Below are 12,464 nucleotides of genomic sequence, written 5' to 3'. Positions count from 1 at the left end.
CTGGCGTGGAAGACGGGACGGCCCGCCAGGAGCCGGACAAGACAGTGAAAGAGGCAATCATGGCGATGAACCTGCAAGCCCCGGACATCCGGGAACTGAAGCCCCGGATCACCGTGTTCGGTGTCGGTGGCGCCGGCGGCAATGCCGTGAACAACATGATCGAGGCCGGTCTCGACGGCGTCGATTTCGTCTGCGCCAACACCGACGCGCAGGCGCTCGCACTCGCCCGCGCCCCGCGCATCATCCAGATGGGCCTCCAGGTCACCGAGGGCCTGGGCGCCGGCTCGCAGCCTGAAGTCGGCCGTGCGGCCGCCGAAGAGGTGATCGACGAGATCCGCGATCATCTCGCCGGCGCGCACATGGTCTTCATCACTGCCGGCATGGGCGGTGGCACCGGCACGGGCGCTGCCCCGGCGATCGCCCGCGTCGCCCGCGACATGGGCATCCTCACCGTCGGCGTCGTGACCAAGCCGTTCCAGTTCGAGGGTCAGCGCCGCATGCGCATGGCCGAGGCCGGCATCGGCGAACTCAACGAGGCCGTCGACACGCTGATCGTCATCCCGAACCAGAACCTGTTCCGCGTCGCCAACGAGAACACCGGCTTCGCCGACGCCTTCGGCATGGCCGACCAGGTGCTCTATTCGGGCGTCGCCTGCATCACCGACCTGATGGTCCGTCCCGGCCTGATCAACCTCGACTTCGCCGACGTGCGCGCCGTGATGCGCGGCATGGGCAAGGCGATGATGGGCACCGGCGAAGCTCAGGGCGAGAAGCGCGCGCTCTCGGCCGCCCAGGCCGCGATCAACAACCCGCTGCTCGACGACGTCTCGATGAAGGGCGCGCGCGGCCTGCTGATCTCGATCACCGGCGGGCGCGACATGAAGCTCTACGAGGTCGACGAGGCCGCCACCCGCATCCGCGAGGAGGTCGACTCCGAGGCCAACATCATCGTCGGCGCCACCTTCGACGAGGCGCTCGAAGGCACAATGCGCGTTTCGGTGGTCGCCACCGGCATCGACAAGCCGATGACTGCCCAGGGCGAGCTCGACCCGACCGAAGCCCGTATCGCCGAGGTCGCAGAGCGGCTGAAGGCCGAGGCCCGGCTGCGTTCGGCCGTCCCGAACATCCGCACCTCCGCCTCAGCGCCTGCTCCCGCGCCCATGCCGGCTCCCGTCACCGAGACCATGACGCCGGAGCCGGTCCGCGCTCCCGCGCCGGCCCCGGTCAGCTTCGCTGCCGATGTCCGCATCGAGCCGGCCCAGCCGCGTCCGGCGATGGTCGCTCCGCCGGTCGCCGAGGCGCCTGTCGCCGAAGCCTTCGTGCCGCATCATGAGGACAGTTTCATCCCGCCGATGCCCGAGCGCGCTGTGATCCGCCCGACCCGCATGCCGCGCGTCGAGGATCTGCCGCTGCCGGCCCAGCACCAGATCGCGCAGAGCCGCGGCGCGGTGCCGGCTCCCGCACCGGCCTCGGTCGAGCAGAAGCGCATGTCGCTGATGCAGCGCCTCGCCTCGGTGGGCTTCGGCCGCAAGGAGGACGAGTATGCCGAGGTGCCGATGGCGCCGCCGGCTCCCGCCCCGCGCCAGGCGCCTCCAGCTCCGGCTGCCGGCCCCAGCGCCGCCCATGCCGAGTTCATGCGCCGCCCGCCGGCGCCTGCCACCCGGCCGGCCCAGGGCCAGCTCGACCAGCTCGGCCGCGCAGCTCCGGCCCGCAATACGGAAGAGGACCAGCTCGAGATCCCGGCCTTCCTGCGCCGCCAGTCGAACTGAGCTTTCGAACCGAGCTTTCCCGGCCGGTTCAACCGGTTTAACAAAAGGCCCGGCGGCACTGTCCGCCGGGCCTTTTTTAACGTCTGAAAAACCATATACATCAAGCAGATGGTTAAGATTTTCTGGCTTTGTAACCTCTGTTACAGAGCGAAAGAAAGCGTGATTTTGAAGCCAATGCGCCTGCGCGTATCTTGCAGCGCATCACCGGGTAAGGGGATTCGGGATTAGTCCCGAGTTCACTGCACATCAGGGAACCGCATCGATCGTCGAAGAGGTTGCGCCGCGAGGCGCCGGCCCAGAGATCGTCGCGCTTAAGATCGGATACTGAGTATGATGGCTGAACGGCAGACGACCCTACGCTCGCCCGTGACCCTCCAAGGCATCGGCGTTCATTCCGGGGCTCCCGCCTGCCTGACCTTGCGGCCCTCCACTGCCAATTCCGGCGTCGTCTTCCTGCGCAAGGGCCTCGAAGGCGGCCATGAGCAGCTGATCCACGCCCGCCACAACAAGGTCAGTGCCACCGAGCTGTGCACCGTGATCGGTGACCAGGTCTCCGGTTCCGTCGCCACGATCGAGCATCTGATGTCGGCCTGTGCCGGCCTCGGCCTCGACAATGTGCTGATCGAGATCGACGGTCCCGAGATGCCGATCATGGACGGCAGCGCCGCCGAGTTCGTCAACGCCATCGAGGCGACCGGCCTCGTCGCCCTCGGCGCGACCCGCCGCTACCTCAAGGTCCTGCGCCCGGTCCGCATCGAGCAGGGTCGCGCCTTCGCCGAGCTCTCGCCGTCGGAGAGCGGCTTCCGCCTCGATGTCGAGATCGACTTCGACACCAAGGCGATCGGCCGCCAGCGCAAGATCTTCGATCTCGACCCCGAGGCTTATGCTCGCGAGATCTCCCGCGCCCGCACCTTCGGCTTCATGCGCGATGTCGAGCAGCTCTGGAAGGCCGGCTTCGCGCTCGGCGCCTCGCTCGACAACACCGTCGCGATCGGCGACGACAAGGTGATCAATCCCGAAGGCCTGCGCTACGCCGACGAATTCGTGCGCCACAAGGTCCTCGACGCGGTGGGCGACCTTGCGCTCGCCGGCTACCCGATCCTCGGCGAGTTCCGTTCCTATTGCGGCGGTCATCGCATGAACGTCCGGATCCTCGAGGCCCTGTTCGCCGACCGCGCCAATTACGCGATCGTCGAGGCCCAGCCGGCCTTCGCCCACCATGCGGTGCAGATGGCGGCCGGCCCGGTGCCTGCCGCGCTTGCGCCCGACCTGCACTGAGCAGGGTATTACGCGACGCCACGCCTTGCATTCGCCCGTTTCCTGTTGGAAACGGCGAACGCACTGCATGAAGCGCCCGTCACGCTTGGCGAAAAGGCTGCTTCTGAGCTAAAGCCATTTCGCGCGCTCTTACCGAAGGGCGTCACAAGGACGGATGAAGTGAGCGTCATGCGGCTGAAGACAATCAACTCCGGCGAATCGACCAGCGGCGGCAAGCGTCTTGTGCTGGCCTTTGCCCTTGCGGCCACGCTCGGCGGCTGCGACACGATGAGCTCGCTCAACCCCTTCGATCGCCCCGAGACCTACAAGCCCGAGGTGGTGGCTGAGGTTCCGGCCGACAAGCTCTACAATGAAGGCCTCGCCCGTCTCCAGAACGGTGACACCGAAGGCGCGAACAAGAAGTTCGACGAGATCGACAAGCAGGCGCCATTTTCGCCCTATTCGAAGAAGGGCCTGATCATGGCCGCTTACTCGAATTACGAGGCGCAGAAATACGACGACGCGATCACCGCCTCGAAGCGCTTCCTGGCGCAGAACCCGGCGAGCCCGGATGCGGCCTATGCGCAGTACATCCTGGCGATGTCCTATTACAACCAGATTCCAGACGCGACGCGCGACCAGGAGCGTACCGACCTGGCGCTGCGCGCGATGCAGGAACTGCTCGACCGCTATCCGAAGTCGGAATACGTCATCGACGTGCGCGAGAAGATGCTGGTCGCGCGCGACCAGCTCGCCGGCAAGGAGATGAATGTCGGGCGCTTCTACCTCGAGAAGCGCAACTACACCGGCGCCGTCGGCCGCTTCCGCGACGTCATCACCAAGTACCAGACCACGCGCCATGTCGAGGAGGCGCTGATGCGCCTGACCGAGGCCTATATGGCGCTCGGCATCACCAACGAGGCGCAGACCGCCGCGGCGGTGCTCGGCCACAACTTCCCTGACAGCCCCTGGTACAAGGACGCCTATACGCTCCTCGAGAGCGGCGGCCTGCAGCCACGTGAGGATCGCGGCTCCTATATCAGCCGGACCTTCAACGGCTTCACCCGCGCTGTCGTCGGGATAACCGGTCTCGGTCGCCTCTAAGTCGGTCTGCTGGTGTCCCGGCGAGGCCATCTCCGGCCGGCACAAGGGAGCTGAGTCACCATGCTCGCTCAGCTCTCGATCCGCGACATCGTTCTGATCGACCGGCTCGACCTGGGCTTCGAGGACGGGCTCAGCGTGCTGACCGGCGAGACCGGCGCCGGCAAGTCGATCCTGCTCGATGGCTTCGCGCTGGCGCTGGGCGCACGCGGTGACGGCGGCCTGGTGCGCCATGGCGAGACGCAAGGCCAGGTCAGCGCCGTGTTCGACCTGCCGATGGCGCATCCGGCGCGGGCTCTCGCCCAAGCGCAGGAGATCGACACCGACGGCGACCTGATCCTGCGGCGCGTGCAATATGCCGACGGGCGCACCCGCGCCTTCGTCAACGACCAGCCGGTCAGCGTCCAGATCCTGCGCATGATCGGCGCGGCGCTCGTCGAGATCCACGGTCAGCATGACGACCGCGCCCTCACCGACCCGGCCCAGCACCGCACCATCCTCGACAGCTTCGGCGAGCTGGCCGCGCAGGCGGTCGAGGTCGCCCGCGCCAGCGAGACGCTAAAAAAGGCGCGCCAGGCCCTGCAGAGCCAGCGCATCCGGGTCGAGACGGCCCGCAAGGAGGCCGATTTCCTGCGCCATGCCGTGGCCGAGCTCGGCAAGCTCGCGCCCGAGCCGGGTGAGGAAGAGGCGCTGGCAGCGCGGCGCCAGGGCATGATGGCTGCCGAGAAGGTCGCCCGCGACATCATCGAAGCCTATGAGGCGGTCGGCGGCACCGCTTCGCCTGTTTCCGCCCTGTCGGGTGTGCTGCGCCGGCTGGAGCGACGTGCCGTCCAAGCGCCGGAGCTTGTCGATCCCTCGATCGCGGCGCTGACCACGGCGGTGGTCGCGCTGGAGGAGGCGGGGGAGACGCTGCAGGCTGCGGTACGCGCTGCCGAATTCGATCCGCGCGTGCTGGAGCGTGTTGAGGAGCGGCTGTTTGCTCTGCGCGCGGCGGCGCGCAAATTCGATGTCCCGGTCGATGCGCTGGCGGCGTTGGCCGAGACCATGGCGGCCGATCTGGCTGCGCTCGATGAGAGCGAAGGCTCGCTGAAGCGCCTGGAGGCGGAGCTCGCCGAAGCCGAGGCGGCTTATGTCGCGCTCGCGACGGTATTGTCCGCAGGGCGCATCCGGGCTGCTTCGGCGCTCGATGCGGCGGTGAAGGCGGAATTGCCGCCGCTCAAGCTGGAGCGGGCGCGTTTCATCACGCAGATCGACAGCGATCCCGATGCGCGCGGGCCGGAAGGGCTCGACCGCGTCGAGTTCTGGGTCGAGACCAATCCGGGGACGCGGCCGGGGCCGATGATGAAGGTCGCCTCGGGCGGCGAACTCTCGCGCTTCATGCTGGCGCTGAAGGTGGTGCTGGCCGAGCGTGGCTCGGCGCCGACCCTGGTCTTCGACGAGATCGACACCGGCGTCGGTGGCGCGGTGGCGGATGCGATCGGCGAGCGGTTGGCCCGATTGGCGGCGCGGGTGCAGGTGATCTCGGTGACGCATGCGCCGCAGGTCGCGGCCAAGGCCGGCCAGCATTTCCTGATCGCCAAGTCGGCTGATGGCGGGGAGGGCGTCGACGAGCGCACCGTCACCCGGGTCTCGCCCTTGCAGGATGGTACGCGGCGCGAGGAGATCGCCCGCATGCTCGCCGGGGCCTCGATCACCGAGGAGGCGAGGGCGGCCGCCGGCAAGCTGCTCGATGCGGCCGGGATGCGCGGCTAGTCGGGTCAGGCCGGGATCAGTTCGTACCCCGAGCCGTTCGCGACGACGCGTCTGAAACCTTCGATATGGCCGCCCGAGACGAGCCAGCCTTCATCCGCTGCGCGAGCAAGGATGGCGCGGCGGGAGGCGAGGGCGGTGGCGGCGTCGAAATCATAGACGAAGCCGATTCCCGGATCGGTGGCCTGCAGATCAGAGAGATGCAGCGCATCGCCCCAGAGCAGCAGGCTCTGCTCGCCTTCGATCAGGTAGCCGCTATGGCCGGCGGTATGGCCGGGGAGAGGGATCAATGTGATGCCGGGCCGCACGATGCCGGCCGGGGCAGGGTGGATGCGGCCAGCATAATGCTTCTTCACCGCTGCCGTGACGGCGAAGCCACCTTGCCGGTTCTGCGGCGTCTTTGCGCGGTTGGTCTCGTTTCCGAAGAAGCCGAAATCGGCTTCGGGCACGACGATCTCGGCATTCGGGAAGCGGGCGTTCTCGCTGTCAAGCAGCCCGAGTGCATGGTCACCATGAAGATGCGTGATCAGGACACGCTCGACCTGCTCGGGTGCAATGCCGGCGCCAGCCATGGCGGCGGGGGCATGGCCCATCGCCGAGCCCCAGGAGGGGCCGGTGCCGGCGTCGACGAGGGTGATCCCGCTGGCGCCCTTCAGAGCGAAGCAGTTGACGGGAATGCTGACCTTCGGCTTGCCCCAGCGCACCACGGCCTCGTCGCGCGCGGCCTCGCCATCGGCATGGATCAGGACGTCGAGCGACGCCTCGAAGATCCCATCGTGGAGCGTGAGCACGTCGTAAGCGCCGACGCGTCGCCAAGTCTCGCTCATCTCGTCAAGTCCCCGCTCCGGTGTGATATGCTTAGACCATGCAGCTCTCTGCGCCGACAACGGAGCGGGCGGCATGGCCGGCATCCGCTGCCGCATACGGGATGGATCGATGCTGCATTCCCTTTTCCTGCGATTTCCTCTATGTGCAGCGCAATATCGCGGTGCCGCGTCCGGCGCCGCCCCTCGTTCTGCGTGCTGCCGACCTGCCAGCTGCAATCTAAGGCCTGACATCGATGTCCTTCATCTCCACGAGTGCGCCGCTGGCGCGGGCGCTCGCCGACCGTAATTACAGCGAGCCGACCCCCGTCCAGGCCGCAGTGCTGGAAGAGGCGGCCGCCGGCCGCGACCTGCTGGTCTCCTCGCAGACCGGCTCGGGCAAGACGGTGGCCTATGGCCTCGCCATCGGCGCCGACCTGCTCGGCGACGCCGAGGCCCTGCCGCGGGCCGAACGGCCGCTGGCGCTGATCGTCGCGCCGACGCGCGAACTCGCCCTCCAGGTCCAGCGCGAGCTCAGCTGGCTCTACAAGCAGACCAATGCCCGCGTGATCTCCTGTGTCGGCGGCATGGACCCGCGCCGCGAGGCGGCTCTGCTCGACGAGGGTGCGCACATCGTCGTCGGCACGCCCGGCCGTCTGCGCGACCATATCGAACGCCGCCGCCTCGACGTTTCGGGCCTGCGGGCGGTCGTGCTCGACGAGGCCGACGAGATGCTCGATCTCGGCTTTCGCGACGATCTCGAATTCATCCTGAAGTCGGCGCCGGCAGAGCGCCGCAGCCTTCTGTTCTCGGCGACGCTGCCGAAGGCGATTATCGCCCTGGCGCGCAGCTATCAGCGCGATGCCCTGCGCATCGAGGTGGCTGGCGGCGAGCGCGGCCATGCCGATATCGAATACCGCGCCATCCGCGTCTTCCCGAAAGAGGCCGAGCTCGCGGTCGTCAACCTGCTGCGCTTCCATGACTCGCCGACGGCGCTGGTGTTCTGCAACACCCGCAACGCGGTGCGCCATCTCGAGGCGATCTTGCTGGAGCGCGGCTTCTCGGCTGTGGCGCTCTCGGGCGAGCTCAGCCAGAGCGAGCGCAATTCGGCGTTGCAGGCCTTGCGCGACGGCAGGGCCCGCGTCTGCGTCGCGACCGACGTCGCGGCGCGCGGCATCGACCTGCCGGGCCTGACACTGGTCATCCATGCCGAGCTGCCGAACGATCCCGAGGTGATGCAGCATCGCTCGGGCCGCACCGGCCGCGCCGGTAACAAGGGCACCAGCGTGCTGCTGGTGCCGGCCTCGCGCCGGCGCAAGGCCGAGATGCTGATCTCCGAGGCCAAGATCGAGGTGAGCTGGGCCGGCCCGCCAACGCAGGACGAGATCCGCGTGCTCGACGAGCAGCGCCTGCTGAGCGATCCCCTGCTCTCCGGCGAGGCGAGCGAGGACGATGCGCCGATGGTCGCGGCCTTGCTTGCGGGGCGCTCGACGGAGGAGATCGCGGCGGCGCTGGTGCGTGTCTATCGCTCGCGCCTGCCCGCGGCCGAAGAGGTCGGCGATCCCAACTTCGGTCGTGATGAACGCCGTCCCGTGCGCAGCGCCGAGGATTACGCAAGGCCGCGCGAGCATGGTGGCGCCGAGCGGCCGGAGCGCCGCGAGAGGTCGGGTCCGCGCGGCGATACCGTCTGGTTCCGCCTGAACATCGGCCGCAAGGACGGCGCCGACCCGCGCCAGCTCCTGCCGATGCTGTGCCGGCGCGGCAAGATCACGCGCGACGAGGTCGGCGCGATCCGCATCTTCGACAAGGAGACCAAGGTCGAGATCGATGCCGAGGTGGCCGAGCGCTTCGCGCAACTCGCCAAGGCGGTCGACCGCGACAAGATCATCATTGAGCCGGTGACGGGTGAAGACGAGCGCCGTCCGGCCAAGCCCTTCGCCGAAAAGGCGAGCCATGCGCCGCGCGGCGCTCATCCGGCGCGCGAGCAGCGCGACGAGCGTTCGACGGCGCCGGCGCGCAAACCCTATGAAGGCAAGGGCAAGCCGTTCGGCGCCAAGCCCTATGATCCGACGCGGCGTGACCGCGAGCCGGCCTATGAGGAGACCGCGATCCTGCGGCCCGAGCGGCCCTTCGACAAAAAGAACGAGCCCGGCGGCAAGCCGTTTGCTGGCAAGTTCAAGGGCGGCAAGTTCGAGGGTGGCAAGAAGCCATTCGGCGCGCCGCATGGCGGCGAGCGCCCGGGCGCCGGCGACGCACGGCCGGCGGGCAAGAGCTTCGGCGATAAAAAGCCGTTCGGGGCCAAGAAGCCCTTCACTGGCAAGAAGCCTTTCGGAGCGAAGAAGCCGCGCCGCGACGATCGCTAGCGCAGGCTGATCTCGGGCTTACCGTCATGGTCGGGCTCGTCCCGACCATCCACGTCTTCCTTCGGGCAGGGCGGTGTTCGAGGCATGGATGCTCGCCACAAGGGCGAGCATGACGCGCTGGAGCAGCGTCGCGCTGGGACCTGAGCCGGCCGCTTAGCGCAACCCCAGGAAAGACAGAATCGCCAGGACGACGACGACCAGACCGACGATGTAGATGATGTTGTTCATGGTGGAGCCCCCTCCGGTTGCGTTGCCGTCGCAGCGCAACGGCTGATGATCGGTGCAGCAGCGCCGCAGCACCATCCGAACGCGCTGCCGTGCGGGATTGTTCCAAAATCGTCGCATAGCTGTTGCACTCCCCAGCCATCCGCTCCCACAATGCCCGCCCGGGCAGAGACCCGGACGGGGGATCGCGATGAGGACGATGGGTAAGGCGCTCGGCGCCGTGTTGATGTTGGCCGGGCTCGTTTTGCCCGCCGCCGCGCAGGACCGGCTGGTGATCGCCGGGCGTGATGCCGGCTTCGCGCCGGCGCTCGCCAAGATGGTCGAGCTCTACCAGGCCAAGAATCCGGCTGTGAAGATCGAGCGGCTCGAGCTCGGTGGCGGCCCCCTCTATGAGCGCCTCGCGGTCGGCGCGCGCGAGAAGACGGCGGCGACCGATGTCGCCATGCTCGACGATATCTGGGCGCCGGAGTTCATGGCGCGTGGCTGGCTTACCGACCTCGACACCGTCGGCGGCCTGCCGGGCGAGTTCGTCAAGTCGGCGATCGATGTCTCCAAGCACAACGGCAAGCTCTATGCCGCGCCCTTCGTCGGCAACATCGCGATGTTCGCCTATCGCAAGGACCTGCTCGCCAAGCACGGCTTCGAGCGGCCGAAAACCTGGAGCGACGTCGTCAAGGCGGCGCAGGTGATCCAGGACAAGGAGCAGGGTGTCTCCGGCCTCGTCTTCCGCGGCATCAAGGGCAACCCGATCGTCACCTCCTTCCTGCCGGTGCTGTGGGCGCATGGTGGCGACGTGGTGAGCGCCGACGGCAAGGCCGTGCTCGACACGCCGGCGGCCGAGAAGGCGCTGACCCAGTTCCTCTCGTTCAAGGCGCTCGCGCCGAAGGGCGTCGAGACCTACAACGCGACTGAATTGCGTGATGCGATCCAGCAGGGCCGCGCCGCGATCGCGGTCGAGATGTGGTCGTCCTGGGCCGGCACGCTCGACGGCAACGCCTCGAAGGTTGCCGGTCAGGTCGAAGTCGTCGCCACACCGGGCGAGGTCAAGGGGCCGGCGCCGATGCTGGGCGCCTGGTTGCTCGGCATTCCCGCGGATTCGCCGAACAAGGCGCGCGCCGCCGACTTCATCCGCTTCGTCACCTCGCCGGAGAACCAGAAGCTGATCGCGCTCGAGACCGGCAACCCGCCGACGCTCACCGCGCTGTTCAACGACAAGGACCTCGTCGCCAAGTATCGCTGGTACCCGGCGCAGCTCGAGGCGCTGAACGTTGCCCAGGCCCGTCCGCGCATCAGCCAGTGGGCCCGCGTCGAGACCATTCTGGGCGACTACCTCCAGCTTGCCCTGATCGGTCAGCTGCAGCCCAAGCAGGCGCTGGCCGAGGCCAACGCCCAGATCGCCCGCGCCCTGACGCGTTGACCTTAACGGGGGCCGCCTCCTCGCGAGGCGGCCCGCTTTTCGTCTGGACGTAATGACCGCTTCCCGCCGCCTGCTGCCCTGGCTCCTGCTGACGCCGGCACTCATCATCTTCGCCGGGCTGACGCTCTATCCGCTCGGGCGGACGCTGGCGCTCTCCTTGTTCGCCACCGATTACGGCTTCGAGAACGCCAAGTTCGTCGGGCTCGAGAATTTCCAGGAGCTCTGGGACAGCCGCTTCTTCCGGCAGGCGGTGACCAATACCGTGCTGTTCACGGTGGTGGCGACGGTACTCGAAGTCGCGGCGGGCCTGGGGCTCGCGCTGCTGCTCAACCGTGCCTTTCCCGGCCGCACGCTGGTGATGACGCTGCTGCTCGCGCCCTTCGTGCTCTCGACCATGGTGGTCACGGCGATCTGGCGGGCCTGGTTCCATTTCGACCTCGGCTTCCTGAACAACCTGCTGCGTACCGTCGGCCTGCCCGGCGTACCTTGGCTGTTCGACCCGAACCTCGCGCTCTGGTCGATCGTGCTCGTCGATCTCTGGCAGACCGCGCCCTTCGCCTTCCTGATCATCTTCGCCGGGCTGCGCCTGATCCCGCAGGACGTCTACGAGGCAGCCCGCGTCGACGGCGCCGGGCCGTGGCGGCGCTTCCGCGACATGACGCTGCCGCTGCTTGCGCCCTATCTCTTCGTCGCGGCGCTGCTGCGCTCGGTGGACAGCTTCAAGCTGTTCGACAAGGTCTACGCCATGACCGGCGGCGGGCCGGGGCAGTCGACCGAGACGGTCTCGATGTTCGTCTACCGGCAGGGCTTTCGCTTCTTCGACATCGGGCTGGCCTCGGCCGCGGCGGTCGTGATGATCGTCGTCGCCGGCCTGCTCGCGGTGATCTATGCGGCCTCGCTGCTCAAGGGGGCGGGCCGATGATCCGGATCATCGCAGCCTTCGGCCTTTGCGCGCTCTCGCTGATCCCGCTCGTCTGGATGGTCGCGACCTCGTTCAAGCCGCCGGCCGAATATGTCTCGACCTCGATCGCGCTCTGGCCGCAGGATCCGACGCTGACGCATTACCGCGTGCTGCTCGACGGTGGGATGTGGCGCCTCGGGCTCAACAGCGTCGTGGTGGCGCTCGGCACGGTGGCCTTGGCGCTGCTGGCCGGCCTGCCGGCCGCCTATGCGCTGGCGCGCTTCGAGCTGCCCAGGCGCTTCGACATCGTCTTCCTCGGCTTCGTCTTGGTGATCAAGCTGGCGCCACCGATCGCGCTCGCCATCCCGCTCTATCAGGTGCTGCGGGCGCTTGGCCTGCTGGACACCCATCTCGGGCTGATCCTCGCCAACCAGATCCTGGCGCTGCCCTTCGCGATCTGGATGCTGCTCGGCTTCGTCCGCGACGTGCCCTATTCCTTCGAGGAGGCGGCGATGCTCGACGGCGCCGGCTTCGTGAAGCGGCTGCTTCAGATCGTGGTGCCGCTGCTGATGCCCGGGCTGATCGCGACCGCGGTCTTCGTCGCGATCATGAGCTGGAACGAGTTCCTGTTCGCGCTGCTCTTCATCCAGACGCCGTCGAAATTCACCTTGCCGGCCTTCATCGCGACGCTGATCAACGAGGATGAGACCTTGTGGGGCAGGCTCTCGGCGATGGGGCTGATCGCCTCGCTGCCGGTGCTGCTCGCGGTCGGGCTGGTCCGGCGCGGGCTGACGCGCGAGGTCTCGGTGGATCAGCATTAACGAGGATCGTCATTCTCGGGCGGAGCGAAGCGCAGACCCGAGAATCTCATGACGATGA

The 12,464-nt window shown here is 67.9% G+C and carries 10 protein-coding genes; 8 read left to right on the top strand and 2 right to left on the bottom strand.

The window, feature by feature from the left end:
* Nucleotides 1–59 precede the first annotated feature (59 nt).
* The 4 genes from ftsZ to recN all read left to right on the top strand — a co-directional run bounded on the left by ftsZ (nt 60) and on the right by recN (nt 5,879).
* Nucleotides 60–1,769 (top strand): cell division protein FtsZ, encoded by a 1,710-nt coding sequence (gene ftsZ / locus GV161_RS30460; RefSeq protein WP_152013003.1) that lies wholly within the window; start codon nt 60–62, stop codon nt 1,767–1,769.
* Nucleotides 1,770–2,099: 330 nt separating this feature from the next.
* On the top strand, nt 2,100–3,047 hold the full coding sequence (gene lpxC / locus GV161_RS30455; RefSeq protein WP_152013002.1) for a UDP-3-O-acyl-N-acetylglucosamine deacetylase: 948 nt from the start codon (nt 2,100–2,102) through the stop codon (nt 3,045–3,047).
* Between the two features lie 168 nt (nt 3,048–3,215).
* On the top strand, nt 3,216–4,130 hold the full coding sequence (locus GV161_RS30450) for an outer membrane protein assembly factor BamD (RefSeq protein ID WP_152013001.1): 915 nt from the start codon (nt 3,216–3,218) through the stop codon (nt 4,128–4,130).
* Nucleotides 4,131–4,190: 60 nt separating this feature from the next.
* Entirely contained in the window at nt 4,191–5,879 is a 1,689-nt protein-coding gene (gene recN, locus GV161_RS30445; RefSeq protein WP_152013000.1) for a DNA repair protein RecN, read from the top strand.
* Nucleotides 5,880–5,884: 5 nt separating this feature from the next.
* On the opposite strand, the gene GV161_RS30440 is transcribed toward recN, so the two are convergent.
* Nucleotides 5,885–6,703, bottom strand: coding sequence for an MBL fold metallo-hydrolase (locus GV161_RS30440; protein ID WP_152012999.1), 819 nt, complete (start codon nt 6,701–6,703; stop codon nt 5,885–5,887).
* A 233-nt stretch (nt 6,704–6,936) separates the two neighbouring features.
* Here GV161_RS30440 and GV161_RS30435 point away from each other — a divergent pair, with 233 nt between their 5' ends.
* Nucleotides 6,937–9,042 (top strand): DEAD/DEAH box helicase, encoded by a 2,106-nt coding sequence (locus GV161_RS30435; protein ID WP_152012998.1) that lies wholly within the window; start codon nt 6,937–6,939, stop codon nt 9,040–9,042.
* Nucleotides 9,043–9,195: 153 nt separating this feature from the next.
* Here the strand turns inward: GV161_RS30435 and GV161_RS30430 are convergent, their stop codons facing one another.
* Nucleotides 9,196–9,345, bottom strand: coding sequence for a hypothetical protein (locus tag GV161_RS30430; RefSeq protein ID WP_159650600.1), 150 nt, complete (start codon nt 9,343–9,345; stop codon nt 9,196–9,198).
* Between the two features lie 112 nt (nt 9,346–9,457).
* On the opposite strand from GV161_RS30430, the gene GV161_RS30425 reads away from it, so the two are divergent.
* The 3 genes from GV161_RS30425 to GV161_RS30415 are packed head-to-tail and all read left to right on the top strand — an operon-like array spanning nt 9,458 to nt 12,406.
* Complete coding sequence (locus GV161_RS30425; protein ID WP_152012997.1) at nt 9,458–10,684, top strand: ABC transporter substrate-binding protein; 1,227 nt, start codon at nt 9,458–9,460, stop codon at nt 10,682–10,684.
* A 52-nt stretch (nt 10,685–10,736) separates the two neighbouring features.
* Nucleotides 10,737–11,606 carry a sugar ABC transporter permease gene (locus GV161_RS30420; RefSeq protein ID WP_152012996.1) on the top strand — a complete coding sequence of 290 codons (870 nt, stop codon included), beginning with the start codon at nt 10,737–10,739 and terminating at the stop codon, nt 11,604–11,606.
* Complete coding sequence (locus GV161_RS30415) at nt 11,603–12,406, top strand: carbohydrate ABC transporter permease (protein ID WP_152012995.1); 804 nt, start codon at nt 11,603–11,605, stop codon at nt 12,404–12,406. The genes GV161_RS30420 and GV161_RS30415 overlap by 4 nt, the downstream gene beginning before the upstream one ends.
* Nucleotides 12,407–12,464: the final 58 nt, after the last annotated feature.

Source organism: Bosea sp. 29B (genome assembly GCF_902506165.1).
In the GTDB taxonomy this organism is placed as follows: Bacteria; Pseudomonadota; Alphaproteobacteria; order Rhizobiales; family Beijerinckiaceae; genus Allobosea.
This window is presented reverse-complemented; position numbering and strand designations above follow the sequence as displayed.

Coding starts and splice junctions, on each gene's coding strand:
- ftsZ (WP_152013003.1), top strand. CDS start 60: ATGGCGATGAACCTGCAAGCCCCGGACATCCGGGAACTGAAGCCCCGG.
- GV161_RS30450 (WP_152013001.1), top strand. CDS start 3,216: ATGCGGCTGAAGACAATCAACTCCGGCGAATCGACCAGCGGCGGCAAG.
- GV161_RS30425 (WP_152012997.1), top strand. CDS start 9,458: ATGAGGACGATGGGTAAGGCGCTCGGCGCCGTGTTGATGTTGGCCGGG.
- GV161_RS30430 (WP_159650600.1), bottom strand. CDS start 9,345: ATGGTGCTGCGGCGCTGCTGCACCGATCATCAGCCGTTGCGCTGCGAC.
- recN (WP_152013000.1), top strand. CDS start 4,191: ATGCTCGCTCAGCTCTCGATCCGCGACATCGTTCTGATCGACCGGCTC.
- GV161_RS30415 (WP_152012995.1), top strand. CDS start 11,603: ATGATCCGGATCATCGCAGCCTTCGGCCTTTGCGCGCTCTCGCTGATC.
- GV161_RS30420 (WP_152012996.1), top strand. CDS start 10,737: ATGACCGCTTCCCGCCGCCTGCTGCCCTGGCTCCTGCTGACGCCGGCA.
- GV161_RS30435 (WP_152012998.1), top strand. CDS start 6,937: ATGTCCTTCATCTCCACGAGTGCGCCGCTGGCGCGGGCGCTCGCCGAC.
- lpxC (WP_152013002.1), top strand. CDS start 2,100: ATGATGGCTGAACGGCAGACGACCCTACGCTCGCCCGTGACCCTCCAA.
- GV161_RS30440 (WP_152012999.1), bottom strand. CDS start 6,703: ATGAGCGAGACTTGGCGACGCGTCGGCGCTTACGACGTGCTCACGCTC.